The sequence below is a fragment of the Stappia sp. genome (assembly GCF_965276915.1).
In the GTDB taxonomy this organism is placed as follows: Bacteria; Pseudomonadota; Alphaproteobacteria; order Rhizobiales; family Stappiaceae; genus Stappia.
In genome coordinates this window covers 518,790-544,376 of sequence record NZ_OZ255709.1, presented here as the reverse complement: position 1 = coordinate 544,376, position 25,587 = coordinate 518,790, and the positions used below count along the sequence as shown (strand labels likewise).

At 68.3% G+C, this 25,587-nt stretch carries 23 protein-coding genes; 5 read left to right on the top strand and 18 right to left on the bottom strand.

Going from position 1 to position 25,587, the window contains the following annotated elements:
- The first annotated feature begins 70 nt into the window (after nucleotides 1–70).
- Nucleotides 71–1,339: a response regulator gene (locus tag ACQY46_RS02495; RefSeq protein ID WP_428698744.1), complete on the top strand. Its 1,269-nt coding sequence runs from the start codon at nucleotides 71–73 to the stop codon at nucleotides 1,337–1,339.
- Between the two features lie 33 nt (nucleotides 1,340–1,372).
- Here the strand turns inward: ACQY46_RS02495 and ACQY46_RS02490 are convergent, their stop codons facing one another.
- The 7 genes from ACQY46_RS02490 to ccmA form a co-directional block, all read right to left on the bottom strand.
- The gene (locus ACQY46_RS02490) at nucleotides 1,373–2,260 is read right to left on the bottom strand and encodes a cation diffusion facilitator family transporter (RefSeq protein WP_428698743.1); all 888 of its coding nucleotides are present in this window, start codon (nucleotides 2,258–2,260) and stop codon (nucleotides 1,373–1,375) included.
- Nucleotides 2,261–2,402: 142 nt separating this feature from the next.
- Nucleotides 2,403–3,125, bottom strand: a complete 723-nt coding sequence (locus tag ACQY46_RS02485; RefSeq protein ID WP_428698742.1) for a DUF1223 domain-containing protein — start codon at nucleotides 3,123–3,125, stop codon at nucleotides 2,403–2,405.
- A 229-nt stretch (nucleotides 3,126–3,354) separates the two neighbouring features.
- Complete coding sequence (locus ACQY46_RS02480) at nucleotides 3,355–3,993, bottom strand: DsbE family thiol:disulfide interchange protein (RefSeq protein ID WP_428698741.1); 639 nt, start codon at nucleotides 3,991–3,993, stop codon at nucleotides 3,355–3,357.
- Nucleotides 3,990–4,208: a heme exporter protein CcmD gene (gene ccmD / locus ACQY46_RS02475; RefSeq protein ID WP_428698740.1), complete on the bottom strand. Its 219-nt coding sequence runs from the start codon at nucleotides 4,206–4,208 to the stop codon at nucleotides 3,990–3,992. The genes ACQY46_RS02480 and ccmD overlap by 4 nt, the downstream gene beginning before the upstream one ends.
- Nucleotides 4,205–4,963: a heme ABC transporter permease gene (locus ACQY46_RS02470; protein ID WP_428698739.1), complete on the bottom strand. Its 759-nt coding sequence runs from the start codon at nucleotides 4,961–4,963 to the stop codon at nucleotides 4,205–4,207. The genes ccmD and ACQY46_RS02470 overlap by 4 nt, the downstream gene beginning before the upstream one ends.
- A gap of 101 nt (nucleotides 4,964–5,064) precedes the next feature.
- On the bottom strand, nucleotides 5,065–5,754 hold the full coding sequence (gene ccmB, locus ACQY46_RS02465; protein ID WP_428698738.1) for a heme exporter protein CcmB: 690 nt from the start codon (nucleotides 5,752–5,754) through the stop codon (nucleotides 5,065–5,067).
- The gene (ccmA, locus tag ACQY46_RS02460) at nucleotides 5,751–6,395 is read right to left on the bottom strand and encodes a heme ABC exporter ATP-binding protein CcmA (RefSeq protein ID WP_428698737.1); all 645 of its coding nucleotides are present in this window, start codon (nucleotides 6,393–6,395) and stop codon (nucleotides 5,751–5,753) included. The genes ccmB and ccmA overlap by 4 nt, the downstream gene beginning before the upstream one ends.
- A gap of 364 nt (nucleotides 6,396–6,759) precedes the next feature.
- On the opposite strand from ccmA, the gene acnA reads away from it, so the two are divergent.
- From acnA to acs, 4 genes are all read left to right on the top strand, one after another.
- Nucleotides 6,760–9,507, top strand: a complete 2,748-nt coding sequence (gene acnA, locus ACQY46_RS02455) for an aconitate hydratase AcnA (protein ID WP_428698736.1) — start codon at nucleotides 6,760–6,762, stop codon at nucleotides 9,505–9,507.
- Nucleotides 9,508–9,653: 146 nt separating this feature from the next.
- On the top strand, nucleotides 9,654–10,280 hold the full coding sequence (locus tag ACQY46_RS02450) for a hypothetical protein (protein ID WP_428698735.1): 627 nt from the start codon (nucleotides 9,654–9,656) through the stop codon (nucleotides 10,278–10,280).
- Between the two features lie 54 nt (nucleotides 10,281–10,334).
- Nucleotides 10,335–10,733 (top strand): DUF1761 domain-containing protein, encoded by a 399-nt coding sequence (locus tag ACQY46_RS02445; protein ID WP_428698734.1) that lies wholly within the window; start codon nucleotides 10,335–10,337, stop codon nucleotides 10,731–10,733.
- Between the two features lie 180 nt (nucleotides 10,734–10,913).
- The gene (gene acs / locus ACQY46_RS02440) at nucleotides 10,914–12,854 is read left to right on the top strand and encodes an acetate--CoA ligase (protein ID WP_428698733.1); all 1,941 of its coding nucleotides are present in this window, start codon (nucleotides 10,914–10,916) and stop codon (nucleotides 12,852–12,854) included.
- Nucleotides 12,855–13,656: 802 nt separating this feature from the next.
- Here the strand turns inward: acs and ACQY46_RS02435 are convergent.
- From ACQY46_RS02435 to ACQY46_RS02385, 11 genes are all read right to left on the bottom strand, one after another.
- The gene (locus ACQY46_RS02435) at nucleotides 13,657–15,066 is read right to left on the bottom strand and encodes a pilus assembly protein TadG-related protein (RefSeq protein WP_428698732.1); all 1,410 of its coding nucleotides are present in this window, start codon (nucleotides 15,064–15,066) and stop codon (nucleotides 13,657–13,659) included.
- Nucleotides 15,067–15,236: 170 nt separating this feature from the next.
- Nucleotides 15,237–15,809, bottom strand: coding sequence for an HNH endonuclease (locus ACQY46_RS02430; protein ID WP_417767884.1), 573 nt, complete (start codon nucleotides 15,807–15,809; stop codon nucleotides 15,237–15,239).
- Between the two features lie 176 nt (nucleotides 15,810–15,985).
- On the bottom strand, nucleotides 15,986–17,398 hold the full coding sequence (leuC, locus tag ACQY46_RS02425) for a 3-isopropylmalate dehydratase large subunit (RefSeq protein WP_428698731.1): 1,413 nt from the start codon (nucleotides 17,396–17,398) through the stop codon (nucleotides 15,986–15,988).
- A 105-nt stretch (nucleotides 17,399–17,503) separates the two neighbouring features.
- The gene (locus ACQY46_RS02420; RefSeq protein WP_428698730.1) at nucleotides 17,504–17,641 is read right to left on the bottom strand and encodes a hypothetical protein; all 138 of its coding nucleotides are present in this window, start codon (nucleotides 17,639–17,641) and stop codon (nucleotides 17,504–17,506) included.
- Between the two features lie 203 nt (nucleotides 17,642–17,844).
- Entirely contained in the window at nucleotides 17,845–19,137 is a 1,293-nt protein-coding gene (locus ACQY46_RS02415; protein ID WP_428698729.1) for a TRAP transporter large permease, read from the bottom strand.
- A gap of 94 nt (nucleotides 19,138–19,231) precedes the next feature.
- A complete protein-coding gene (locus ACQY46_RS02410; protein ID WP_428698728.1) occupies nucleotides 19,232–19,756 on the bottom strand; it encodes a TRAP transporter small permease in 525 nt (174 codons plus the stop codon).
- Nucleotides 19,753–20,766 (bottom strand): TRAP transporter substrate-binding protein, encoded by a 1,014-nt coding sequence (locus ACQY46_RS02405; RefSeq protein WP_428698727.1) that lies wholly within the window; start codon nucleotides 20,764–20,766, stop codon nucleotides 19,753–19,755. The genes ACQY46_RS02410 and ACQY46_RS02405 overlap by 4 nt, the downstream gene beginning before the upstream one ends.
- A 32-nt stretch (nucleotides 20,767–20,798) precedes the next feature.
- Nucleotides 20,799–22,340, bottom strand: a complete 1,542-nt coding sequence (locus ACQY46_RS02400) for an AMP-binding protein (protein ID WP_428698726.1) — start codon at nucleotides 22,338–22,340, stop codon at nucleotides 20,799–20,801.
- Nucleotides 22,337–23,623: an acyl-CoA dehydrogenase family protein gene (locus ACQY46_RS02395; protein ID WP_428698725.1), complete on the bottom strand. Its 1,287-nt coding sequence runs from the start codon at nucleotides 23,621–23,623 to the stop codon at nucleotides 22,337–22,339. Before ACQY46_RS02395 ends, ACQY46_RS02400 begins: the two co-directional genes overlap by 4 nt.
- Nucleotides 23,620–24,426 (bottom strand): alpha/beta fold hydrolase, encoded by an 807-nt coding sequence (locus ACQY46_RS02390; RefSeq protein WP_428698724.1) that lies wholly within the window; start codon nucleotides 24,424–24,426, stop codon nucleotides 23,620–23,622. The genes ACQY46_RS02395 and ACQY46_RS02390 overlap by 4 nt, the downstream gene beginning before the upstream one ends.
- A complete protein-coding gene (locus tag ACQY46_RS02385) occupies nucleotides 24,423–25,469 on the bottom strand; it encodes a peptidase M29 (protein ID WP_428698723.1) in 1,047 nt (348 codons plus the stop codon). The genes ACQY46_RS02390 and ACQY46_RS02385 overlap by 4 nt, the downstream gene beginning before the upstream one ends.
- Nucleotides 25,470–25,587: the final 118 nt, after the last annotated feature.

The following is a 25,587-nucleotide window of genomic DNA, read 5'->3' as shown; positions in this document are numbered from 1 at the left end:
GCGCGGCTCGGTCACAGTGCGCAGCGTACCGTGCTGACGCGAGCGCGCCCGCACCACCGAAGGAGACGGCATGTCCGCAACGACCGGAGGCGACGACGAACGGCGCGCGGCAGGATCGCACGAGGGTCCGACAGGCCCTCTCGACGGCCCGTCGGACACGTCGCTGTCCGCTGGCGGCGCCGGCGAGGATGCGCGCATCTCGGTCCTGCTGCATGACCTGCGCACGCCGCTTTCGGCCATGCGCACGGCGGTCGAGATCATCGACACCGAGCCGACGACACCGCGCCAGACCTCCGCGATCCGCACGCTGGAGATGGCGATCGACGCCCTCCTGTCGATGACGGCGGAGGGGCTTTCGGGCGCGCAGGCCCCGCGCGCGGACGATGCGCGCGACCTGGTCGGGATCATCCGGTCGGTCACCGACCTGTTTGCCGCCGATGCCCGCGCCAGGGGCCTTGCCAGCCGGTGCGAGATCGCCGGCGCGCTCGACGCCTACAGCGTCGCCGATCCGCTGGCGCTCAGGCGCATTCTCTCCGTGCTCTATGACAACGCGCTCAAATATACCGGGGAAGGGGGCATAGCGCTCACCGCCGCGCTCGTGCCGGGCGGGGCCCGTCCGGCCGTGGCGATCCGGCTGGCCGATACCGGGATCGGCATTCCGCCGGAGGAGCGGCCGCTGCTGTTCAGGGCGCGGCAGCGGGGCGATCTGGCTCGCGGCACCGCGTCCGGCACCGGGCTCGGCCTTTGGAGCGCGGCGCGGCTGGCGGCTGCGCAGGGCGGGGGGCTGACGCTTTTTGAAAGTTCGCCGCAGGGCAGCTGCTTCGAGCTGCGCCTGCCGCTTCTCGCTCCGGCGGCCGACGTGACAGGCGCCCGCGATCCGGAAGGCGAGGATCGTCCGGCGACCGGCTGGGCGGCCGGCTGGCGGGCTGGGGGCGCGGCGCGCGGGAACGTCCGTCCCGTCGCCCGGCGGCGGCTGCTCGTCGTCGACGACAACGAGGCCAACCGGCGGATGATGGAGGCGATTCTCGGGGCCTTCGGTTGCGACACGGTGCTGGCCGAGAGCGGCGAGGCGGCGCTTGAACGTCTTGCCGAAGAACCTTTCGACGCGGTGCTGCTCGATATCAACATGCCGGGAATGGACGGGGTCGCGACGCTTGCCGGGATCCGCGCGCGGACGGCCACCGCCCGGCTTCCGGTGATCGGCATCACCGCGGCGACGCTGGCCGATCGTCCCGGCCTGGAGGCGGCCGGTTTCGACGCGCTTATGGAAAAGCCGGTGCTGCCGGCGATGCTGTTCTCCGCGCTCGACCGGGCGATCCTTGGCCGCGCCCCCGGTTGAAGTCCGGCTGACGGGCTGTCTTGCGCCTGCCGTTCAGATGACGACGATGCCCGTGTGCTTGGCCTTGTGCTCGGGCTCCACATGGATGGTGCTGCGGGCGCCCGGCACGTCGGTGGAGATGGCCTCCTCGATCCGGTCGCAGATCTCGTGGGCGCGCTCGACCGTCATGTCGGCGGGCACCACCAGATGGAAATCCACGAAGATCACGTGTCCGGCCGAGCGGGTCCTGAGGTCATGCGCCTCGATGGCGCCGTCGCCGGCCGAGGAGATCACGTCGCGGATGCGATCCTGCAGCGCCGGGGCGACGGCCTCGTCCATCAGCCCGCCGAGCGATTCCTTCATCAATCCCCAGCCCGACCACAGGATGTTGAGGGCGACGAGCCCGGCAAGCAGCGAATCGAGCGCCTGTATCCCGGTCAGGAAGACCAGCAGCACGCCGATGAGCACGGCGAGCGAAGAGACGACATCTGTGGTCAGGTGCTTGCCGTCGGCGACAAGCGCCATCGACCGGTGGCTTCGCCCGACGCGGATCAGCACGAAGGCCCAGATGCCGTTGATCACGCTGGCGAGCGCGTTCATGCCAAGGCCCTCCGGCGTGAAGGAGACCGGCGGCGGGTCCTGATAGGCAAGCCAGGCCTCGCGGGCGATCGACAGGGCGGCGAGCACGATCATCACCCCGACGAGCACGGCGGCCATGTACTCGGCCTTGTGATGGCCGTAGGGGTGGTTGCTGTCGGCGGGCTTGGCGGCGAACCAGACCGCAAGGAAGGCGGCGATCGCGGAGGCCACGTTGACCACCGATTCGAGCGCGTCGGAATAGAGCGCGACCGAGCCCGTCCACCAGTAGGCGAGGAATTTCAGCCCGAGCACGATCAGGCCGACAAGGATGCTGGCAAGCGCGACGCGCAGGCGAAGTGACATGGCGGGCGGCCTTCAGCACGAAACCGGGGACGCCGGCCTGCCGGAAGGCTCGGGCGTCGGGAACAGCTCGCCGGCATGCCGGCGGCGGCAAAGGCCTACCCTGTTTTCCCGGGAATGACAAACCCGCGCGCGTCGGCGGAATTCAGTGGATCGCGGCGCCGAGGATCGCGCCCGGGCGCCCGCTGTCCTCGATCTGGACGAGCACCGCGCAATGTCCGGCCTTCATCTTGGCCATCTCGCTTTTCGGCAACCGGTAGGTGGCCGTCCCGCCTTCCCACATGCCGACGGCGCGAATGCCGCGCACGACATGGTGATAGGTCACCGCGCGGCCGCCATTCTCGCCGCGGCCGATGTCGACGGTGAGGGGGTCGGCGACGAAGACGAAATAGACGGTGGCCATCCTGGCGCGCTGCGGCAGTATCCCGTTGACCCGCGCTTCCAGCAGGTCCCCGGCCATGCGCAGGTCGACCGTGACCGGCAGCGACGGGCGGCGGGAGAGTTCGCGCTTCAGCGCCGCGCGGTCGCTTCCGATGACATGGGCGGCGCCGTTGACGACGATCTGCGGGGTGTAGACGGAGCGGTCGCCGCGGGCCTCGGCATAGGCGCGCTGGCGGGCGCTGTTGTCGGGCGAGGCGAGCGTGTCGCGCCAGCCGAGATAGTCCCAGTAGTCGACGGGATAGGAGAGCGCGACGAGATCGCGGCGTCCGGCCAATTCGCCCATCAGCTTGTCGGCGGGCGGGCAGGAAGAGCAGCCCTGGCTGGTGAACAGTTCGACCACGGCGCGCTGGTCGCCGGCATGGGCGGCGCCGGCCGTCATGACCAGCGGCAGAAACACGAAAGCAAGGAACCGGGAGACTGTCCGCATTGGGCCTGCCGCACTTGTTGTCCGTCGCCGCGAGGCCTGAAAGCCTGCGTCGTCCGGTTGACCTTCGGCGCCGGCCCCTTGCCGGTGCGCCGCCCTCGATCCGGACAATAGGTTGCGTTGCCGGCGAAGGCCACTCACGAGGACTTGAGATCACGCAAACGGGAAGATCGCGCGCGGAACCGTGCCCGTCTCGCGCATGCCGGCGGGGGGTGCCGGCCCGTCCGGAGTATCACCCTTGCGGTGTCGCGAGGATCTTTTCCAGCTCCGGCAGGAATGTGCCCTCGTAGGCCTCCGGCGAAAGCGGGCCTATGAACTTGTAGCGGATCGTGCCGCGTGCATCGACGATGAAGGTTTCCGGGACGCCGTAGACGCCCCAGTCGATGGCGGCGCGGCCGTTTTCGTCGGCGCCGACCAGGTCGTACGGGTTGCCGAGCGTGCCGAGGAAACGGCGGGCGTTCTCCGCCTTGTCCTTGTAGTTGATGCCGATCATCTGCGCCTTGCCGGAGCGGGCGAGATCTTCCAGCAGGGGGTGTTCCTGCCGGCAGGGCACGCACCAGGAGGCGAAGATGTTGACGACGCTGACCTTGCCGAGAAGGTCGGCGCGCGACACGCCGGCCACGGCCGTGCCGTCCCTCGTGAGCCCGTCGACCGGCGGCAGCGTGAATTCGGGCGCGGGCTTGTCGATCAGCGCGGAGGGCACCTGGGAGGTGTCCTTGCCGCTCAGCAGCTGCACCAGGAAGAGCAGCGCCAGCAGCGAGAAGACGATCAGCGGCAGCAGCGCCAGCAGCGGGATGCGGCGGCGCGCGGTATCCTTGCCGTCTGTCGACATGTTGCTTTCCGGTGTGCCGGTCGTCTCCGTCTTGCTCATCGTTCGGCTCCGGCAGAGGAGGGGGTGCCGTCATCGGCCGCGGCGCGCCCGGAGCGCCGGCGCACGCCCTGCGCCTCGAGCCGTGCGAGCGTGGCGACCAGCCTTGCCCGGTCGGCGCGCAGCCAGACGAAAAGGCCGGCGACGGTCGCCAGGGTGATCGCGTAGCAGGCAAGGATAAAGCCCGCGTGGGGGCCGAGGTCGGGAAGAACGGTCATTCGGCGGCCTGCGGACGGGCTGTGGCGGTGCGGGCGCTGGCCGCGCCCAGCTGCAGGGTGCGCAGCCGGCGGCGCAGCACCTCGTTGCGCATCGCCATCATGTGCATGGTGAAGAACAGCAAGGTGAAGGCGAGCGCCATCACCAGCAGCGGCCACAGGATGGTCGGGTGGATGGCCGGCCCGTCGAGGCGCATGACGCTCGCCGGCTGGTGCAGCGTGTTCCACCAGTCGACGGAGAACTTGATGATCGGCAGGTTGATGGCGCCGACCAGCGTCAGCACGGCGGTCGCCTTGCCGGCGCGGATCGGATCCTCCACCGTGCGCCACAGTGCGATCAGGCCGAGATACATGATGAACAGCACCAGAACCGAGGTCAGCCGCGCGTCCCACACCCAGTAAGCGCCCCACATCGGCTTGCCCCAGAGCGAGCCGGTGATCAGCGACAGGAAAGTGAAGGCGGCGCCGATCGGGGCGGCCGCGCGGGCCGAGACGTCGGCGAGCGGGTGCTTCCAGATCAGTGTTCCCAGGGCGGAAACCGCCATCACCGAGTAGCACATCATGGCGAGCCAGGCGGCCGGCACATGCAGGAACATGATCTTGACCGTGGCGCCCTGCTGGTAGTCGTCCGGGGCGACGAAGAACGTCATGTAGAGGCCGGCGGCGAAGGCGAGCGCACAGGCAATGCCCAGCCACGGCAGCAGCTTGCCCGAAAGGGCCATGAAACGGGTCGGATTGGCGAGGTCTGCGATTGCCATGGAACTGTTCTAGTCTCGGGGCGGTTCGCTTTCAATGCGGCATGCGGCGCACATGCGCGCTGATCTCGATCAAACCGGCGCGAGGCCCGGGGAGGCGCCGGTCAGTCGGAGGAAAACCGCAGCGCCATTGCGGCGGCAACGGGGCCGACGACCGAGGCGACCAGCGTCAGCGCGCAGAGAAACAGAAACGGCGTCAGGAACGGTGTCGGATCGGTGATCGCCGCGTCGGCGGCGCTGACGCCGAAGATCAGCACCGGAATGCTGAACGGGATGACGAGCACCGCGAGCAGCAGCCCGCCGCGGCGCAGGGAAACGGTCAGCGCCGCGCCGATCGCGCCGATCAGCGTGAGCGCCGGGGTGCCGACGGCGAGGGTCAGCGTCACCGCGCCGGTGGCCAGCGGCTCCAGGTTGAGGAAGATGGCGAGCACCGGGGCGGCGATCACCAGCGGCAGTCCGGTTCCGGCCCAGTGGGCCAGGCACTTGACCAGCACGACGAGTTCCAGCGGCCGGCCCGCCATCAGCATCAGGTCGAGCGAGCCGTCGTCGCGGTCGGCCTGGAACAGCCGGTCGAGGCCGAGCAGGGTTGCGAGCAGCGCGCCGATCCACAACACGGCCGGCCCGATGCGGGCCAGCAGCTTGAGGTCGGGGCCGACGCCGAAGGGGATCACGGCGATCACCGCGAGGAAGAACAGCACGCCGATCAGCGCACCGCCGCCGACGCGGACGGAGAGGCGCAGCTCGCGCGCGAACAGCGCGCCGACCCAGGAGCCGCCTTGCGCCGGGTCGCTCATATGGTCGCCTCCAGGTGCAGCGTCGCGACCAGGTCGGGATCCGGGCCGAGGTCGAGCGGCTGGTGGGTGGCGGCGACGATCATGCCGCCGGCTTTCACATGGGCCCGCATCAGCCCCGTCAGGGTCTCCTCGGACGCTGCATCGAGGGCGGCGGTCGGCTCGTCGAGCAGCCAGACCGGGCGGGCGGTGACGAGAAGTCGGGCCAGTGCCAGCCGCCGGCGCTGGCCGGCGGACAGATAGGCTGCGGGCAGGTCGGCGACATGGCCGATGCCGACGCGCTCCAGCGCCGTGTCCGGATCGCACGGGGCAAGGCCAGGGGATGCCGGCGCTGCCGGTACCGAGAGGAAGCTGCGCCAGAAGAGAAGGTTCTCGGCAACGCTCAAGGCCGGCTTCAGCGCGTCGAGATGGCCGGAATAGTGGCAATGCTCGCCCGGCGTTGCCTCGCGGTCGCCGTCCTCGATGGCGACGCGCCCCTCGGCCGGCTGGACGAGCCCTGCGAGCACCCGCAGCAGGCTCGACTTGCCCACGCCGTTGGGGCCGGTGACGACGAGGGCCGCACCGCTTTCGAGGGAAAGCCGGACACCGGCGAAGACACGGCGGCCGCCCCGGTCGCAGGCAAGATTGTCGGCAATCAGACGCATGGCGTTCCGGTTTCAAGGGCGGCGAGCCGGGGCGAAGGTTTCGCCCGCGTGTTTCGAGCCATTGCATGGGCGCACGGGGCGATCAAGGCGCAAAGCGACGCGGTTGCGGCTCTGGATTTCGCGCCACCGGGACCTAACCTTATTGGGAATGCGCGTCGTGGCGCTATCCACTGGCCCCGGGCGCTGAAATTCGCTATACGGGCGCCGACCCGTGCGCGGATGCTCAAGTCCGCGCGCGCGAGACGGCGAGCCCGGCTTCCGGCGTGTTTCCAGGACGGTAACCGCGAGGCGGGCGAGCGCATTCGTTGGGCGCGACGCGGCCATGGGGTCAGCCGCGCCCGAGACAACAAGGGGACCGCCAGCCGTGACCAAATCGCTCGACAGTTTCAAGGCCAGGAAAACGCTTCAGGTCGGGGACAAGACCTACACCTATTTCTCCATTCCCGAGGCCGAGAAGAACGGGCTGGAAGGCGTTTCCAGGCTGCCCTACTCGCTCAAGGTCGTGCTGGAGAACCTGCTGCGATTCGAGGACGGGCGGACGGTCACCAAGCAGGACATCCTGGCCTGTGCCGAATGGCTGAAGACCCGCAAGTCCAACCACGAGATCTCCTACCGCCCGGCGCGTGTCCTGATGCAGGACTTCACCGGCGTTCCGGCCGTGGTCGACCTTGCCGCCATGCGCGATGCTGCCGTCAAGCTCGGCGGCGACCCGAAGAAGGTCAACCCGCTGGTGCCGGTCGACCTGGTCATCGACCACTCGGTGATGGTCGACTATTTCGGCACGGCGGCTGCCTTCAAGCGCAATGTCGAGCTTGAATACGAGCGCAACAGCGAGCGCTACGAGTTCCTGCGCTGGGGCCAGTCCGCCTTCGACAATTTCCGCGCCGTGCCGCCGGGAACCGGCATCTGTCACCAGGTCAACCTGGAGTATCTGGCCCAGACCGTGTGGACCAAGGACGAGGACGGCGAGACGGTCGCCTATCCGGACACGCTGGTGGGCACCGACAGCCACACGACCATGGTCAACGGCCTCGCCGTCCTGGGCTGGGGCGTCGGCGGCATCGAGGCCGAGGCCGCGATGCTCGGCCAGCCGATCTCCATGCTCATTCCCGAGGTCGTCGGCTTCAAGCTGACCGGCGAACTGAACGAGGGCATCACTGCCACCGACCTGGTGCTGCGCGTCGTCGAGATGCTCCGCCAGAAGGGCGTGGTCGGCAAGTTCGTCGAGTTCTTCGGCCCGGGTCTCGACAACCTGAGCCTCGAGGACGCGGCGACGATCGCCAACATGGCGCCGGAATATGGCGCCACCTGCGGCTTCTTCCCGGTCGATGGCGACACGCTCGAATACCTGCGTTCCACCGGCCGCGACGCGGAGCGCGTCGCGCTGGTCGAGGCCTATTCGAAGGCGCAGGGCATGTACCGCTCGGGCGGCGAGGAGCCGGTCTTCACCGACACGCTCGAGCTCGACATCTCCACCGTCGTGCCTTCGCTTGCCGGCCCCAAGCGCCCGCAGGACCGTGTCGCGCTGGACGAGGCGGCGGTGAAGTTCGCCGAGGCGCTGAAGGAGATCAAGGGCGGCGGCAAGGACCCGGCGGCGACGCCGGAATCGCGCGGCGAATCGCGTTTCGTCGGCGAAGGCGCCACCGGCGTTCTCGACAAGGCGCGCCAGCGCTACGACGTCAACGGCCGCGATCACGGCCTGGCCGACGGCGACGTGGTGATTGCCGCGATCACGTCCTGCACCAACACCTCCAACCCGAGCGTGCTGATCGGCGCCGGGCTTGTCGCCCGCAACGCGCTGAGGAAGGGCCTCAAGGTCAAGCCGTGGGTGAAGACCTCGCTGGCGCCCGGCTCGCAGGTGGTCACCGACTATCTGGAAAAGGCCGGCGTCCAGGCCGATCTCGACGCGCTGGGCTTCAACCTGACCGGCTATGGCTGCACCACCTGTATCGGCAACTCGGGTCCGCTCGATCCGGCCATCTCGCAGACCATCAACGACAACGACCTGGTCGCCTGCTCGGTGCTTTCGGGCAACCGCAATTTCGAGGGCCGCGTCAATCCGGACGTCCGGGCGAACTACCTCGCCTCGCCGCCGCTCGTCGTCGCCTACGCGCTTGCCGGCTCGATGCACATCAACGTCGCCGAGGATTCCCTTGGCGAGGACCAGGACGGCAACCCGGTCTACCTCAAGGACATCTGGCCGACCAACGAGGAGATCACCGACCTGATCCGCTCGTCGATCACCGAGGAGATGTTCCGCACCCGCTATTCCGACGTCTTCAAGGGCGACGAGCACTGGCAGGGGATCAAGGTCGAGGGCGGCATGACCTACGGCTGGCCGGGCGGCTCGACCTATGTGCAGAACCCGCCCTATTTCGAGGGCATGACCATGGAGCCGAAGCCGCTCGAGGATATCGAGGGCGCCGCGGTTCTGGGCCTTTTCCTCGATTCGATCACCACCGACCACATCTCCCCGGCCGGTTCGATCAAGGCGGAGGCGCCGGCGGGCACCTACCTGCAGGAGCACCAGGTCGCCCGCAAGGACTTCAACTCCTACGGCGCAAGGCGCGGCAACCACCAGGTCATGATGCGCGGCACCTTCGCCAATATCCGCATCAAGAACCAGATGGTGCCGGGCGTCGAGGGCGGCGTCACCATGAAGGACGGCGCGCAGAAGTGGATCTATGACGCGGCGATGGAGTACCAGGAGGCGGGAACGCCGCTGGTCATCTTCGCGGGCAAGGAATACGGCACCGGTTCCTCGCGCGACTGGGCGGCCAAGGGCACCCGCCTGCTCGGCGTGCGCGCGGTGATCGCGCAGTCCTTCGAGCGCATCCACCGCTCCAACCTGGTCGGCATGGGCGTCCTGCCCTTCACCTTCAAGGACGGCGAGAGCTGGCAGTCGCACAAGATCGCCGGCACCGAGAAGGTGACGATCAAGGGCGTCGCCGACCTGAAGCCGCGGCAGATGGTCGATGTCGAGGTGGAATATGCCGACGGCACGAAGAAGACCATCGAGCTGCTCTGCCGCATCGATACCGAGGACGAGCTGGAATATGTCCGCGCCGGCGGCATCCTGCACTACGTGCTGAGGAATCTCGTCACCTCCTGATCCGCTGTGCGGACGGGACTGCACTGATCGACAGGCCGCCGGCGGGATTCCGCCGGCGGCTTTTTTTCCGCCGCGCCCGGCCGTCGCTGCCGCTCTTGCGATTTTTTGCACTGGCGAGGGTTCACGATACGTTCTAGATTGTCGGCATGAAACAACCGGCCTTACCGGTGCGGCAGGCTCCCGGCGAAGGCGGGGCGCTCCGCGCCGCCGACGCGCTGCCTTCCTCCGACCTGCCCGTCCCGGCGGGGATGCCGGCGCTCGCCGACAGTGCCCCTGCCGACAGCGCCCTTGCCGACAGTGCGCCCGACGACAGTGCACCTGCGGCCGGGCGGGCCAATGCCGCCGAGGCGCCGCGAGCGGCGGAAGATCTCGGGCTTGGCGACCGCTACCGCTATCTGGCCGGCGCCTCGGGCGCCCGCTACCTGTTTTCCGTGGTGCCGGCCGACACGCTGGAGGATTTCCGCAACGCGGTCGTGCTGATCGAACTCGGCGCCCGCCGCCGCCGCGGCAAGGCGGAAGGACAGAGGGCGAAGGAGCGGACGCCGGGCGGGCAGGCTCCCGGCGATGACCGGCCCGATCCGCCGCGCACCCTGTGGATCGGCGAGATCGACCGTTACGGGACACGGCGCGGGCCGCCGCTGTCGGCGGCCGAGCTGCGCGGACGCGAGGCGCTGGTTCATCTGCTTGCCGGCCGCTCGGCCGAGCGCCGCCAGGTGCTGGAGGACCTTGTGGCCGCGTTCGGCAGCAGTGCCACGCGGATCCTCTTCGGCTGACAGGAAAATGGGTGAGCGGCCGCGCGGAGAGGCTTTTCAAGGGAGGTATCGGGGATGATGTTCGACGGGATCAATCTTCTGGCGGTGCTGGTCGCCGCGGTCGCTTCCTTCGCGGTCGGGGCGCTGTGGTACGGGGTTCTCGGCAAGGCCTGGATGCGCGCGGCCCGGCTTGGCGAGGACGATGTCCGGCCGAACCCGCTGCTGTTCGCCGGCACCTTCGCCTGCCAGCTGGTGATGGCCTTCGTCTTCGCCGGGATCATCTATCACGCCGGTCCGGTGACGCTTGCAAACGGCGTCCTTTCGGCGGTGCTCGTGTGGGTCGGCCTGCTCGCCACCAGCCTCATCGTCAACCACCGCTTCCAGGGCCAGTCCTGGGCCCTGACGGTGATCGACGGCGGCCACTGGCTTGCCGTCCTCATCGTCCAGGGTTTTGTCATCGGCCTGTTCGGCTGACGTCATCGCGTCCGGCGCGTGACGCGGGCCTTCCGCCGGGTCGCCGGCGCTTCCCGCGAGCCTACGAAAGAACGATTTCAGCGATGTGGACGGCCCGGGCCGCGATCCTCATAATGCGCGGCGATCATCAGGGGCGCGGATGGCCAGCCGACGCCCCGAAAACACCTCGGGAGGGTCCGTATGTCCGAAAATCTTTATCCGGTCCCGGCGGAAATCGCCGCCGCCGCCTATGCCGACTATGACAAGTACCAGGAGATGTATGCGGCGTCCGTCTCGGACCCGGATGCGTTCTGGGGCGAGCACGGCAAGCGGATCGACTGGATCAGGCCCTATTCCAGGGTCAAGAACACCTCCTACGACCCGCACAACGTCTCGATCAAGTGGTTCGAGGACGGCACGCTCAACGTCTCGGCCAATTGCGTCGACCGGCATGTGGCGAGCCGCGGCGACAAGCCGGCGATCATCTGGGAGGGGGACGATCCGTCCGAGCACAAGGTCATCACCTATCGCCAGCTCCATGACGAGGTGAACCGCTTCGCCAACGTGCTGAAGGATCTCGGCGTTTCCAAGGGCGACCGGGTCACGCTGTACCTGCCGATGATCCCGGAAGCGGCCTATGCGATGCTCGCCTGCGCCCGGCTCGGCGCGGTTCACTCGATCGTCTTCGGCGGCTTTTCCCCCGACAGCCTGGCGCAGCGCATCACCGGCTGCGACAGCAAGGTGGTGATCACCGCCGACGAGGGCCTGCGCGGCGGCCGCAAGGTGCCGCTCAAGGCCAATGTCGACAGGGCGGTGGAAAAACTCGATGTCGACAAGGTGCTGGTCGTGCGCCGCACCGGCGGCGAGGTCGCCATGAAGGACGGCCGCGACGTGTGGTATCACGAGGCGGCGGCCGGGGTCGCGGCCCGTTGCGAGCCGGTCGAGGTGAATGCCGAGGACCCGCTCTTCATCCTCTACACCTCCGGCTCCACCGGCCAACCGAAGGGCGTTTTGCACACGTCGGGCGGCTACCTGGTCTATGCCTCGATGACGCATCAGTATGTCTTCGACTGCAAGGACGAGGACATCTACTGGTGCACCGCCGATGTCGGTTGGGTCACCGGACACTCCTATATCGTCTACGGACCGCTCGCCAACGGCGCCACGACGCTGATGTTCGAGGGCATCCCGACCTATCCCTCCCCGGCGCGCTTCTGGGAAGTCGTCGACAAGCACAAGGTGACGATCTTCTACACCGCGCCGACGGCGATCCGGGCGCTGATGGGCGCCGGTGACGAGCATGTGCAGTCGACCGACCGCTCCTCGCTGAGGATCCTCGGGTCGGTCGGCGAGCCGATCAATCCGGAAGCCTGGATCTGGTATCACGAGCAGGTCGGCGACAAGCGCTGCCCGATCGTCGACACCTGGTGGCAGACGGAGACGGGCGGTATCCTGATCACGCCGCTTCCCGGCGCCACGGCGCTCAAGCCGGGCTCGGCGACGCGACCCTTCTTCGGCGTGCAACCGGCGCTGGTCGATGCGGAAGGCACCATCGTGGAGGGCGCCGGCGAGGGCAACCTGGTGATCACCGACAGCTGGCCGGGGCAGATGCGCACGGTCTATGGCGATCACGAGCGGTTCGTGCAGACCTATTTCTCCACCTACAAGGGCATGTATTTCACCGGCGACGGCTGCCGGCGCGACGAGGACGGCTACTACTGGATCACCGGCCGCGTCGACGATGTCCTCAATGTCTCCGGCCACCGCATGGGCACGGCCGAGGTGGAATCGGCGCTGGTCGCCCATCCCAAGGTCTCGGAAGCCGCCGTCGTCGGCTATCCGCACGATCTCAAGGGGCAGGGCATCTATGTCTATGTGACGCTGATGGCCGGCGAGGAGCCGAGCGACGAACTTGCCAAGGAGTTGCGCTCCTGGGTGCGCCAGGAAATCGGCCCGATCGCCTCGCCGGACCTGATCCAGTTCGCGCCGGGCCTGCCGAAGACCCGTTCGGGCAAGATCATGCGCCGCATCCTGCGCAAGATCGCCGAGGACAGCTTCGACAATCTCGGCGACACCTCGACGCTGGCCGATCCGGCCGTCGTCGACGACCTGATCCAGAACCGGCAGAACCGCGGCGCCTGAGCATGTCGACGCGCACCCCTTGCCGCCTTCGAGGCGGCAAGGGGGGCGTCGGTACGGGACGAAGGGCGAGCAACCTCGGCCGGGGCGGGGCGCGGCGACCGCTGCGCGTAGCCCCGCCCGCTCGAGGGGCAGAGGGGGCCGTGGCAACTCTCAACTCCGCCGCGATGGAGGCGCAAGGCCCCTGCCTCCCTCCCGGACGTCATCCCGGCCGCAGGCGAAGCCGGAGAGCCGGGAACCATTGGCACCTCGGCCGGGACGGGGCGCGAGGCGCATCCTCCCTCTCGGACGTCATCCCGGACCTGATCCGGGATCCATTGGCAACCTCGGCGGATGTTTCCGGCGCCGGCGGTCGCGGCAGGCGCGGAGCCCTGCGCCATTGGCGGACAGGACCGGCGTGTAGCCGGGTCCCCGTCGCCGCCGCTCTGGAAACGAATGGGCCCCCGCTCTGCGCTGCGCTTCGGCGGGGGTGACGGCCTGTGTGTGGGGTGACTGCCGAGTGTTGTCGGCTGGTTCAGGTTGACGGATTGAGGGTGGAGCGACCACAGAGGGCCGCCTCCCTACCCCGGTGAGAGAGAAACGCAGGGTGCTTTGCGGCACCCTGGCATCATCCCTCCGTGCTGCCAACCTCAACCAGCCTTGCCTCCCCACGGAGGTCATCCCCGCCTCCGAGCGGGGATCCATTGGCAATCGCGGCGGATGTTTTCGGCGCGGACGGTCGCGGCAGGCAGGTGCCGAGACCTTCTCAAGCAGGTGCCCACCCGCCGCGCGGCATCCGGTGCCAGCGGGCCGTCACACGGCCGCCTCAGCGCGACAGGTAGGTCGTCTTGATCTGGTTGGCGATGGCCGAGAAGCGCGCGTTCAGTTCCGCATCGTCCTCGGCAAGATAGTAGTCGCCGGGCGAGGATGCGCAGTCGTTCATGACCTTCTTTGCCTGGCTGTTGCTGCCGATCTGGAAGCCGACGGTGATGATCTTGATGCCGGCCTGCTTGATGGCGGCGCAGAGTTTGAGGGCGCGGTCGGTGGATTCAGAGCCATAGTCCCGTACCAGCCAGTCGTAGGTCGTGCCCTTGATCTTGCTCGGACCGTCAAACCAGTTGTTGAAGTCGCCATCGGTCATCAGCAGCATGTATTTCAGCACGCGTTCGTCGGTATAGGGGGCCGGCTTGCTGTCCGCCGGCCACAGGCCCGACCAGGCGTTGGAGAGTGTGTACCAACCCCAGGCGACACCGGTCTGGCCGGCGGTGCCGCCGCTTGCCGACAGCTTCGAGATGGTGTGAAGCGGCGTGCCGGCCTTCGACGTCGAGCCGGGATCGAGCGTCAACGGCACCAGTTCCGCATTCGGGCAGACATAGCCGGCATGGCTGGTAACGTTTGAGCTCGCGCTATTCGGCTGGGCGTAACCCTTCTTGTAGCTGGCCTGCTGGGTGCCGGGTCCGATCGAGGCGGTGATGTAGCTTGCATCCGTATAGGCCTGTGCGCCTGTGCGCTCGGAGACGCAATAGGTATAGGAGGATCTGCTCGCATTCGCGCCCTTGGTGGCAAGCGTCGCCCGGGTTGTGCCGATATTGACACCGGTGGCATAGGGGACGACGGCGATCTTGACCTTCTCGTTGGTGGCGACTGCGTCCGGGGGAACCAGCGTGTTGACGAAGGTTGCCGCGGCGGTGCGCAGGGCCTGGATCTTGCTGCCGCCCATCGAGCCGGTGACGTCGAGCACGAGTGCCGCCTCGACGCTCTTGGGATAGACCGCCTGCGCCGAAACACTGACATTCAGGGCGTCCGGTCCGAAGCCCGCGAGATGAATGAAGTAGGTCGGCACCCGCGAGCTTGCCGAGACCTCGATTTTCCGCGTTTCCGTGTTGATCTTCGGAGCATCGATGACGACCGTCGCGCCCTTGATGCCGGAGCCTTCCGCGTTGGCGCCGAAATAGGCCTCGTAGTTGCTGTCGAGATAGGCCTTGATCTCGCCGGAAGACATGTTGCGAACGGAGAGCTCGCGCGCCACGGCGAGCATTGCCGCGTCGAGGCCGCGCGCGATCGCCTGGCGCTGGTTGATGGCGCGGCCGAAGTCGAGCCCGGAGCCGGCCGCGACGATGATCACGATGATGACGATCGCGAGAAACGGCAGGATTGCGCCCCGGCGGTCCTGGCGGAAGGCGGTAAGGAGACCTGCGGCCCGCTTCAGGGCCGGATGCATGTCGCGCGCGTTCATCTCTCGTCCCATTCTCGTTGCCGGTGCCCGGCGACGTCCCTGGGGCAGAAAATGGCAGCAAGAAACAACCGGTTGGTTAAACCGGTCGCATAAACCCGGGCCTTCCGGCGACTGGGTTGAGAAAGCGTAAACGGGAAGGGGACCGCAGGCGCAGGGCCTCGGGACGGGGTTTACGGTTCCAGCTCGGTGTCCCAGTAGAGAAAGTCGAGCCAGCTGTCGTGCAGGTAGTTTGGCGGGAACATGCGGCCGTTGTTGTGCAGGTCCTGGACCGACGGCGGGAAGGGCATGTGCATCGGCCACATTCCGATGTCGGAGCAGGCCTTGTTGGCCTTGCGCAGGTTGCAGGGCGAGCAGGCGGTGATGACGTTGTCCCAGGTGGTCTGGCCGCCCCGGGAGCGGGGAATGAGATGGTCGAAGGTCAGTTCCTCGCGGGAGCCGCAATACTGGCACTGGAACCGGTCGCGAAGGAAGACATTGAAACGGGTGAAGGCGGGGTGGCGGCTCGGCTTGATGTAGCTCTTCAGCGAGACGACGCTGGGAAGGCGGAACTCGCTGCTCGGACTTCGGACCGTAACGTCATACTCGGAAACGATGTTGACGCGGTCGAGGAACACGGCCTTCACGGCATCCTGCCACGCCCATAGCGACAGGGGGTAGTAGGCCAGCGGTCGATAGTCAGCGTTAAGCACCAGGGCCGGGTGAGCACCTGGAGAGATGGCGACATTCACACCTTCGCTCCTCATGCCTGTTCGCCGGAATCACCTGGATCAGGCAATCCGGACGCGGCGATAGTGTAGAGCGACAGTGACAGTCTTGTGAAGCCCGGCAAACGGCGTGAAACGGCCGCGCCATGCGGAAAGGGCGCAGCTTGCGCCGCGCCCTTCGCTCAAAGCATGCCGGAGGCCGCCAGCGGCGTCGCTCAGGCCTTCGGCCACTCGCGGATGTCGACGAAGTGTCCGGCGATCGCGGCCGCCGCGGCCATGGCCGGGGAGACGAGATGGGTGCGGCCCTTGAAGCCCTGGCGTCCCTCGAAATTGCGGTTCGAGGTGGAGGCACAGCGCTCGCCCGGCGACAGCTTGTCGGCATTCATGGCAAGGCACATCGAACAGCCCGGCTCGCGCCAGTCGAAGCCGGCCGCCTTGAACACCTTGTCGAGGCCCTCGGCTTCCGCCTGCGCCTTCACCAGGCCCGAACCCGGCACGACCATGGCGCTGACGCTGCCGGCGACCTGGCGCCCGCCGATGACGGCGGCGGCGGCCCGCAGGTCCTCGATGCGCCCGTTGGTGCAGGAGCCGATGAACACCCGGTCGACGGCGATCTCGGTGATCGGCGTTCCGGCGGTCAGGCCCATATACTGCAGCGCGCGGCGCTTGGAGGCGCGGCGGTTCTCGTCGCCGATCTCTTCCGGGTCGGGCACGCTGCCGGTGACGGCGATGACGTCTTCCGGGCTCGAGCCCCAGGTGACGATCGGCGGCAGGTTGGCCGCGTCGAGGCGGATTTCCTTGTCGAAATGCGCGCCCTCGTCGGTGAACAGCGTCTTCCAGTAGGCGACGGCCTGGTCCCAGGCGGCGCCCTTGGGGGCCTTCGGGGTGTCCTTGATATAGGCGAAGGTCTTCTCGTCCGGCGCGATCAGGCCGGCGCGCGCGCCACCCTCGATCGACATGTTGCAGACGGTCATGCGGCCTTCCATCGACAGGGCGCGGATCGCCTCGCCGGCATATTCGATGACATGGCCGGTGCCGCCGGCGGTGCCGATCTCGCCGATGATGGCAAGGATGATGTCCTTGGCCGTGACGCCCTCGGGCAGGATGCCGTCGACCGTCACCCGCATGTTCTTCGCCTTCTTCTGGATCAGCGTCTGGGTGGCGAGCACGTGCTCGACCTCCGAGGTGCCGATGCCGTGGGCGAGCGCGCCGAAGGCGCCATGGGTGGAGGTGTGGCTGTCGCCGCACACGATGGTCATGCCCGGCAGGGTGAAGCCCTGCTCGGGGCCGACGATGTGGACGATGCCCTGGCGGGCGTCGGTCTCGCTGTAATACTCGACGCCGAACTCGGCCGCGTTGTTGGCCAGCGTGTTCACCTGCAGCGCCGATTCCGGATCGTCGATGCCGTGGCTGCGGTCCGTGGTCGGCACGTTGTGGTCGACGACGGCGAGCGTCTTGCCGGGCTGGCGCACCTGGCGGCCGGTCATGCGCAGTCCCTCGAAGGCCTGCGGGCTCGTCACTTCATGGACGAGGTGGCGGTCGATATAGAGCAGCGAGGTGCCGTCCTCCTGCGTCTCGACCACATGGTCGTCCCAGATCTTGTCGTAAAGGCTGCGCGGGCTGCTCATCTGTCTCTCCTGAAGGACGTGTCGGGGGGCTTGCTGGAGCCTTGGCCCCGGATGCCGCCGGGGCGGTGATGCGGCCGGGCGGCGAAACGGTCGGATGCGGGCGTGTCAGCCGCTGCGCGCGAGGCCGTAGACGGCGGCGAAGCGGGCATGGAAGCGCGCGGGAAGCCGGTGGCGGTCGCAGATCTCGACGCGCCGCCAGCGGCGCGCGCGGCGGCGGGCCGCCGTTGCGGTGCGGGCAGTCATCGGGGGTGTTGCCGTGGCGACCTGCATGGGCTCCAGCTTCCGGCCGTTCTGCCCCGTCCGACACTGGCGGGCGGGCCGACCTTTCTCCGAAACGGGCACAAGCATCGAGCCCGCGCCCCGAAAGGGAGCGGAGAGTGCCCGTTTCCTTTCATTTGCGCGCAATGACGGCCCGGGTCAAGACCGGAATCGCCGCGCGGGCCGCTTCAGCGCATCAGGTTGGGCAGGGCGAGGACCAGCGCCGGGAAGGCGACGATCACCGCCAGGCGAACGATGTCGGCGAGGATGAAGGGCACGATGCCGCGGAAGATCCGGCCGAGCGGCACGTCCGGCATCACCGTCTTCAGCACGAAGACGTTGAGCCCGACCGGCGGGGTGATCAGGCTGATTTCCGTCACCACCACCACGACGATGCCGAACCAGACGAGGTCGTAGCCAAGCGCCGCCATCATCGGCGCGAAGATCGGCACCGTGAGCAGCACCATCGAGAGGCTTTCCAGCACCATGCCGAGGCAGAGATAGACGCCGAGGACGGCAAGCAGGATGGCCCAGGGCGGCAGGTCGGACGCATCGGCCATGCCGGAAAGCGCCGACGGCAGGCCGGCGATGTTGACGAAATTGGAGAAGATCAGCGCGCCGATCAGCACCATGAACATCATCGTCGTCGTGGCAGCCGTATCTGAAAGCGTCTCCAGCAGGGTCGACCATGTCAGCCTGCGGCGGGCGAGGGCGATGGCGAAGGCGCCGCTGGCGCCGATGCCGGCGGCCTCGGTGGCGGTGAAGATGCCGGCATAGATGCCGCCGATGACGAGGACGAAAAGCGCGGTGATGCCGGCGACACCGGACAGCGCGCGGAACCGCTCGCGATAGGGCAGGCGCTCGGCCGGCGGGCCGGCCTCCGGGCGGTACCAGCAGACGAGGCGCACGGCGGCCATGTAGCCGAGAATGCCGAGAATGCCGGGCACGATGCCGGCGATGAACAGCCTGGCGATGTCCTGCTGGGCGGTGACGCCGTAGAGCACCAGGATGACGGAGGGCGGGATGAGAATTCCCAGCGTGCCGCCGGCGGCGATGACGCCGCTGGCCAGCCCGTCATCGTACTTGTAGCGGCGCATCTGCGGCAGGGCGACCTTGCCCATCGTCGCGGCGGTGGCGAGCGAGGAGCCGCAGACGGCGGAAAATCCGCCGCAGGCGACCGCGGTGGCCATGGCGAGCCCGCCCCTGCGGTGGCCGAGCCAGGCATGGCAGGCGGCGTAGAGCTCGTCGGACAGGCCCGCCCGGGTGACGAGATTTCCCATCAGCACGAACAGCGGCACCACGGAGAGCGAATAGGACAGGCCGGTGTCGAACGTGGTCTGGCCGACGATCGCCATGGCGGGCGTGAAGCCGAGGATCATCGTCAGGCCGAGGCCGCCGACGGCGGCCATCGCGACGGCGATGGGCACGCCGGCGAACATGACGACGACGAGTATGACGAGGCCGGGAAGCCAGGTTTCCATGGTCTTGCGGTGTCCGGTCGCGCGGGGTGGGGGAGGAGGGGCGGCGGTGCCGCCCCCGGAACTCGTGCGTTGCGGCTGCCTGTCCGGTCTCGTCCTATTGCCGCCGGGCGAGAAGCACGGCGGCGACCAGTGCCGCCAGCCCGGTAAGGCCGGCCATGATGCCGGCCACCGGCCCGAGCGGAATGCCGAGATAGACGGTGGCGTCGCCATAGGCGGAGAAGTCGCGGGCGCTCAAGGCCAGCCGCCACGCCAGCAGCGCCAGCACCGCGCCGGTCGCCAGTGTCGCCAACCAGGCCAGCGCCGCCCGCGCACCGTCCGGCAGCTTGCCGGTCAGAAGATCGACCGTGACGTGCTCGCGCCGTGCGGTGACGATCGGCAGGCCGACGAAGACGATGAGCGCCAGCAGCACCTCGGTCAGCTCGAAGGCGCCGGGGAGCGGGGCGTTGAACAGGTAGCGGCCGATGACGTCGACAAAGGTCACCGCCATCATCGCCAGCAGCAGGACGGCTGCCACCAGCTGCAACGCGCGCGTTCCCGCGCCAAGAAGGCCGGCAACGAGCCGGGCGGGGAGGGAGGTCTCCCGCCCGGCCGCCGCGCTGTCGGGGGTCTCCCGGCTCATTTCGCCGCGGCGATCTCGGCCTTGAGCATCCCGATCGCGGCCTTGCCGTCGATGCCGCCGGCCGTGGCCGCCTCGAGGAAGCCGTTCTCGACGCCGGCGAGCTTTTCGGTGATCGCCGCGGTCATCGCCGCGTCGGCCTCTGCCAGGGCGACGCCCTTGTCGGTCATCACCTTGGTGCCGGCCGCGTCCGCCGCGTCCCATGCCTTGCCGGCCATGCGGGCCATCGCCTCGCCGGAGACCCCGTCGATCGCCGCTTTGTCGGCGTCGGAGAGCTTGTCCCAGCTGGCCTGGTTCATGACGACGAAGAAGGAGGTGTTGTAGAGCCCGCCGGGCACGGAGACGCCGTTGCGGATCACCTCGTCGATGCGGAAGAAGGGCACGGATTCAGCCGGGAACAGGATGCCGTCGGCGACGCCGTTGGAGAGGATCTCGTAGACCTGCGGCGACGGCGCCTGGACGCCGACCATGCCGAGGCGCGAGGCGATCTCGGCGACGATGCCACCGCCGATGCGCATCTTCAGACCCGAAAGGTCGTCGACCGAGGCGACCTTCTTGTCCGTCGTGTAGATCATGCCGGGGCCGTGGGTGAAGACGGTCAGGAGCTTGACGCCGTCATGCTCGTTGGCCTTGGAGAGCATCGCGTCCTGTACCTTCCAGTAGGCGACGGACAAGGCTTCCGCGCTGTCCGACAGGAACGGCCCCTCGACCAGCGGCGTCAGCTTGAAGCGGCCGGGCGTGTAGCCGTGCACGCCATAGCCGACATCGGCTGCGCCGGAGCGGACGAGGTCGAACTGTGCCGGCGGCTTGCCGATCGGCGAGGCCATGATCTCGACCTTGACGCGGCCGTCGGTCGCGGTCGCCACCTGCTCGCCCCAGGGCACGAGGATGTCCTTGACGATCGGATGGGAGGGCGGCAGCCAGTTGGAGACCCGAAGCGTGGTCTCTGCGGATGCGGCGCCGGCAAGTCCCAGCGCCGCGACGGCGGTCAGCATCCCGATGAATTTGCGCATGCTAGTCCCCTCTGTCTTCTGGTTCGGTTCGGTCAGGCTCGTTGTTTTTCACTATCCTTGCCGAGGGCATCCTCAGCCATTTTCCTGACCTTATCCAGTTGGATCTTGCCGAGCGCGTTGCGCGGCAAGGCCTCCACGAATACGACGGATTTCGGGTGCTTGTAGCGCGCCAGATGTCCGTCGAAGCCTTTCAGCACCGTTTCCGCGCTGATTTTCCCCTGTTCCTGCGGCACCACGACGGCGACCGGGCTCTCGCCCCAGCGCAGATCGGCGACGCCGACGACGGCGGCCTCCTTCAGTCCCTCGATCTCGCCCAGCACCCGCTCCAGCTCGGCCGGATAGATGTTCTCGCCGCCGGAAATGATGACGTTCTTCAGCCGGTCCTTGAACCAGAAGACGCCGCCCTTGTCGGCGAGCGCCAGGTCGCCGGTGCGGAACCAGCCGTCCTGGAAACTGCCGGCATCGGCCTCGGGCCTGTTCCAGTAGCCTGCCGTGATGTTGCCGCCCTTCAGCTCGATCTCGCCGATCTCGCCCGGCTCCGCCCGGCGCCCCTCGACCATGATGCGGGCGCGCGTGTGCAGGCCGGCACGGCCGATCGCGCCGAATTCCTCCTCGCTGTCGCCGCGCCGCTGGTAGATGGCGACAGGTCCTGTCTCGGTCGCGCCATAGACCTGCAGCACCGGCACGCCGCGGCGGATGAAGGCGCGCATCAGCATGTGCGGCACGTCGGAGGACCCGGTCGCCACGGCGCGCAGCGACGACAGATCGGTTCTCTCCCAGTCGGGGTGGGCGATCATCGCCGACAGGGTGGCGGGCACCAGCACGGTGAGGTCGGGCCGCTCGTCGCGGATGGCGGCAAGCGTTGCCGCGGGCGTGAAGCGGTCATGCAGGATGACGCGGGCGCCGGCATAGAGCGCCGGCGTCGTCTGGATGTTGAGCCCGCCGACATGGAACATCGGCAGCACCGTCAGGATCGTGTCGGTGGCGGCGATCTCCTGCATGTGCACCGCGTTGAGCGCGTTGGTCTCGAGCGCCTTTTGCGTCAGCACCGCGCCTTTCGGCCGGCCCGTCGTTCCGGAGGTGTAGACGATCAGCAGCGGGTCGGCGACGGAACCGCCGCCGGCGGCACCGGCCGCGACCGGAAGCCTGTCGGCGGTGCTTGTGGCCAGCCCGCCGGTCGCGGGATCGGCGAGATGGGCGGGCGGCATTGCCTCGATCGCGCCCATTGCCGACAACGTGGCGGCGAAGGCCGGTTGGTGGATGATCAGCGACGCGCCGCTGTCGGCGACCGCATGGGCGAGTTCCGGCGGGGCAAGGCGCCAGTTGAGCGGCACCAGAACCGCGCCGATCCGGGCGGCGGCGAAGAGCAGCAGCAGCTGGTCCGGCGCATTCAGGCCCAGATACGCGATCCGCTCGCCATGGCCGATGCCGCGCGTGTGCCTCAGCCAGGCGGCGACCCGGCCGATCGCGCCGGCCATGTCGCCATAGGTCAGTGTCGCGCCTTCGAAGACCAGCGCCGGCCTGTTCGGCGTGAAGCGCGCATGCGCCTCGATCCAGTGGTCGATCGACGTCACTCGTCCGTCTCTCCGGGCAGGTAGAGGCTCTCCCGGCCGATCCTGTCGAGGCAGATCTCGGCTGTCCAGGGCAACATCAGCGCGCCGCAGCGGCTGTCGCGGAAAAGGCGCTCCAGCGGCAGCGATTTCAGCATCGACTGGCCGCCGCAGGTGCGGATGGCAAGCTGGCAGATCTCGTTGGCGTTTTCCATCACCGTGTAGTGCGCCGCCCAGGCGCGCAGCATCTGCTCGCGCGTCGGGTCGGGGCCGGCCTCGGTGATTGCCTGGAACCACAGCGCCTTGGTCTGTTCCAGCATCAGGTGCATCTGGGCGACACCCATCTGCTTGGTCGGGAACATGCGGCGCTTGACCGGCGGCAGGCCGGGCCATTCGCCGCGCAGGTACTTGACCGTGAAATCGAAGGCGGCCTGGGCGATGCCCATATAGGTCGGCGACAGGGTCATGAACATGTGCGGCCAGCGGCTTGCGGCCTGGTAGTAGACGCCGCGCGGCATCAGTTCCTCGTCGTCGGGAACGAAGACATCCTTGAACAGCAGCGTGCGCGAGACCGTGCCGCGCATGCCGAGCGGGTCCCAGGGTCCGACGACCTCGACGCCCTCGGCCGTTGCCGGCACGGCGATATACATCGTGTCGCGGCGCGAGGGCCGCTCCCCCTCCTTCATCTCGCCGCACAGGATGCCGTAATAATCGGCATGGCCGGACAGCGAGGCGAAGATCTTCTTGCCGTTGATCAGCCAGCCGCCGTCGACCTTGCGCGCCGCGGTCGAGAACGGCGCCGCGCCGGCCGCCGCCGCGCCGCCTTCCGAGAAGGGCTGCGAGTAGATGGCGCCGTCCTTGAGGATGCGCTGATAATGCTTCGAGCGGCGTTCCAGGTGGGTTTTCCGGTCGCCCTCGCTCATGTCGAGATCGTCGGTCAGCGCGCCGGTCCACAGGCAGGAGCACACATGCATGTTCCAGGTCAACGCGGTGGCGCCGCAATAGCGACCGATCTCGGCCGCCGTCATCATGTAGGCGCGGAACGGCGCGCCGTGGCCGCCATCCTCCTTCGGCACGCAGATGCCGAGCAGGCCGGTCTCGTGCATGTCGCGGTAATTCTGCGTGGGGAACGCCGCGTCCCGGTCGACGGCTTCAGCGCGCGGCGCGAAACGCGACTTCGCCACCTGGCGGGCCAGTGCGGTCAGCTCGGCTTCCTGTCCGGTCAGGCGAAAGGCGGCCGGATCGAAGATCGGACGGTCGGCATCGAGCCCGTCGAGGTCGGGCGTGTCCAGTGCGGCGATGGTCATCGGTCGGCTCCCCTTTCGGACGCGTTCGCGTCTCCGGTTTCCTGAAGAAAGGCCCTGATTTCGGCCGTGTAGGCGTCGGCGCATTCGAGCGGCGCCAGATGGCCGATGCCGGCCAGCTCGATGATGCGCGCCCCGGCGATCTTCTCCGCCATCCGCCGCATGGTGGGAGCGGGCGCGTTGCGGTCCTCCTCGCCGGCGACCAGCAGCGTCGGTACCGCGATTTGGCCAAGCGTCTCGCGGGCGTCGAATGTGGCAAGGCAGCGGATCGCCTCGCGATAGGTTGCCTCGGGCACCTCGCTCATCGCGGCGATGGCGGCGGGAACGGCGTTCGGGGAGGCGGCCGAGCCGACCAGGTCGGGGACGAATTCGCGGGCAAGTTCGGGCACGGTGCGGCCGGCATCGAGCGGGGCCAGACGCTCGGCGACGAAGCGCTTCTGGAATTCGCCGTCGCGGCTGCCGAAGGCGGCGGTTGTGGCGGACAGAACCAGGGTGCGCACGCGCTCCGGATGGCGGGCGACGAAGTCCTGCGCCAGCATGCCGCCGATGGAATGGCCGAGAAGATCGACCTTTTCCAGCCCGAGTCCGTCGAGAAAGGCAAGGAGCGCCACTGAGAGACCCGGGAAGGTCATCGGCGCGAGAAGCTCCGTTCCGCCATAGCCCGGCAGGTTCCAGCCGATGGCATCGTGCTCCCGTCCGAGCGCGTCGACCTGCGGCGCGAACATTTCCGCGCCGGCGCCGATGCCGTGCAGCAGGACGATGGCGCGAGGACCGCCGGTCTTGCGGACATGGCCGGGCCGGCTCATCGCAGCGCCTCGATCAGCTCGCCGTCGACCACCACGGGCTCGCCGTCGAGCGCGATGGTGCAGCCGCGTACGGGTATGTCGAAATGGCCCTTGGTGAAGCGGCCGGCGAATTCGTTGGCGCCGGTGGAGAACAGGAAATTGCCGGAATAGGCGCGCACTTCCGTGCCGTTGGTGTCGCGCTGGTCGTACATGGTCAGCGCCTCGTAGCGCGCGGCCTGGTTCATGCCGAAGCCGACATGGGCGACCGCATAGGCTTCGCGCTCGCCCCAGGCGGCAAGGTAGCGCCGGGTCAGTTCGGCGTCGGTTCCCTCGCCCTCGATCTCCGTCACGTAGTCGTCGACGATGGTGAGGCGCACGGGGCGTTCGAGATAGCGCTTGAAGGTCAGGTTGATGTCACCGGCATCGAGCACCAGCGTGCCGTTGACGCTGTGGGCGGCGGGGAAGGAGACGACGAGACCGGCGGGCCAGTGGGCGACAGAGCCGGGCCGGTCGCACCAGCCCCAGACGCCGACGGTGGAGGCGCCGGCCATCGCGACCGTCAGGTCGGTGCCGGCGGCGGAAGTCACCGTCATCTCGCCGGCGGCGCGGATCCGTGCGACCGCGTCCCGCACCCGGGTCTTGTCGCGCTCGGCCGGCAGCAGCCGCTCCAGCGCATCCGGGTGCTCGTTGGAAATCATCAGCATGCGCGCGCCATTGCCGATGACGCGCGGCAGCTCGGGGGCGTGCAGCAGGCCCTCGACCGTCAGGTCGACGACGAGGCCGCTCGCCGCCAGCGCGGCGATTGCCGCGTCCTGGCCGGTCAGCGCGGCACTGGCCCCGGTGGAGCGCACCGGCACCGGCGTGTCCTGGCGGGGTGTCGGCACCACCACGTGGAAGGCCCTGGCGCCAAGGCGCAGCAGGGCAAGCTCGGCGATATGGACGTTGAGCGGGCGGGACTGGGTTTCGGAGAGGATCGCGACGGTTTCGCCCGGCGCCACCTTGCACATGGAAAAGACCGCCGCGAAGGCGTCGATCCATTTCCCCTCGATCCTGTCGGCGAGCATGCGATCCCTCCTGATCCCGTGTCGGCCTGGACCCTTCCGGGTCCGTCCTGTTGCCTGCCGGATCGTGCCCGGCAAGCGAATGTTGCGCGCCGAGCTGATTTTTCGCAGCAAGCGAAAA

Bases quoted from the DNA above. Each gene is read 5' to 3' on its own strand.
- ACQY46_RS02495 (WP_428698744.1), top strand. From the start codon at position 71: ATGTCCGCAACGACCGGAGGCGACGACGAACGGCGCGCGGCAGGATCG.
- ACQY46_RS02490 (WP_428698743.1), bottom strand. From the start codon at position 2,260: ATGTCACTTCGCCTGCGCGTCGCGCTTGCCAGCATCCTTGTCGGCCTG.
- ACQY46_RS02485 (WP_428698742.1), bottom strand. From the start codon at position 3,125: ATGCGGACAGTCTCCCGGTTCCTTGCTTTCGTGTTTCTGCCGCTGGTC.
- ACQY46_RS02480 (WP_428698741.1), bottom strand. From the start codon at position 3,993: ATGAGCAAGACGGAGACGACCGGCACACCGGAAAGCAACATGTCGACA.
- ccmD (WP_428698740.1), bottom strand. From the start codon at position 4,208: ATGACCGTTCTTCCCGACCTCGGCCCCCACGCGGGCTTTATCCTTGCC.
- ACQY46_RS02470 (WP_428698739.1), bottom strand. From the start codon at position 4,963: ATGGCAATCGCAGACCTCGCCAATCCGACCCGTTTCATGGCCCTTTCG.
- ccmB (WP_428698738.1), bottom strand. From the start codon at position 5,754: ATGAGCGACCCGGCGCAAGGCGGCTCCTGGGTCGGCGCGCTGTTCGCG.
- ccmA (WP_428698737.1), bottom strand. From the start codon at position 6,395: ATGCGTCTGATTGCCGACAATCTTGCCTGCGACCGGGGCGGCCGCCGT.
- ACQY46_RS02450 (WP_428698735.1), top strand. From the start codon at position 9,654: ATGAAACAACCGGCCTTACCGGTGCGGCAGGCTCCCGGCGAAGGCGGG.
- ACQY46_RS02445 (WP_428698734.1), top strand. From the start codon at position 10,335: ATGATGTTCGACGGGATCAATCTTCTGGCGGTGCTGGTCGCCGCGGTC.
- acs (WP_428698733.1), top strand. From the start codon at position 10,914: ATGTCCGAAAATCTTTATCCGGTCCCGGCGGAAATCGCCGCCGCCGCC.
- ACQY46_RS02435 (WP_428698732.1), bottom strand. From the start codon at position 15,066: ATGAACGCGCGCGACATGCATCCGGCCCTGAAGCGGGCCGCAGGTCTC.
- ACQY46_RS02430 (WP_417767884.1), bottom strand. From the start codon at position 15,809: ATGAGGAGCGAAGGTGTGAATGTCGCCATCTCTCCAGGTGCTCACCCG.
- leuC (WP_428698731.1), bottom strand. From the start codon at position 17,398: ATGAGCAGCCCGCGCAGCCTTTACGACAAGATCTGGGACGACCATGTG.
- ACQY46_RS02420 (WP_428698730.1), bottom strand. From the start codon at position 17,641: ATGACTGCCCGCACCGCAACGGCGGCCCGCCGCCGCGCGCGCCGCTGG.
- ACQY46_RS02415 (WP_428698729.1), bottom strand. From the start codon at position 19,137: ATGGAAACCTGGCTTCCCGGCCTCGTCATACTCGTCGTCGTCATGTTC.
- ACQY46_RS02410 (WP_428698728.1), bottom strand. From the start codon at position 19,756: ATGAGCCGGGAGACCCCCGACAGCGCGGCGGCCGGGCGGGAGACCTCC.
- ACQY46_RS02405 (WP_428698727.1), bottom strand. From the start codon at position 20,766: ATGCGCAAATTCATCGGGATGCTGACCGCCGTCGCGGCGCTGGGACTT.
- ACQY46_RS02395 (WP_428698725.1), bottom strand. From the start codon at position 23,623: ATGACCATCGCCGCACTGGACACGCCCGACCTCGACGGGCTCGATGCC.
- ACQY46_RS02390 (WP_428698724.1), bottom strand. From the start codon at position 24,426: ATGAGCCGGCCCGGCCATGTCCGCAAGACCGGCGGTCCTCGCGCCATC.
- ACQY46_RS02385 (WP_428698723.1), bottom strand. From the start codon at position 25,469: ATGCTCGCCGACAGGATCGAGGGGAAATGGATCGACGCCTTCGCGGCG.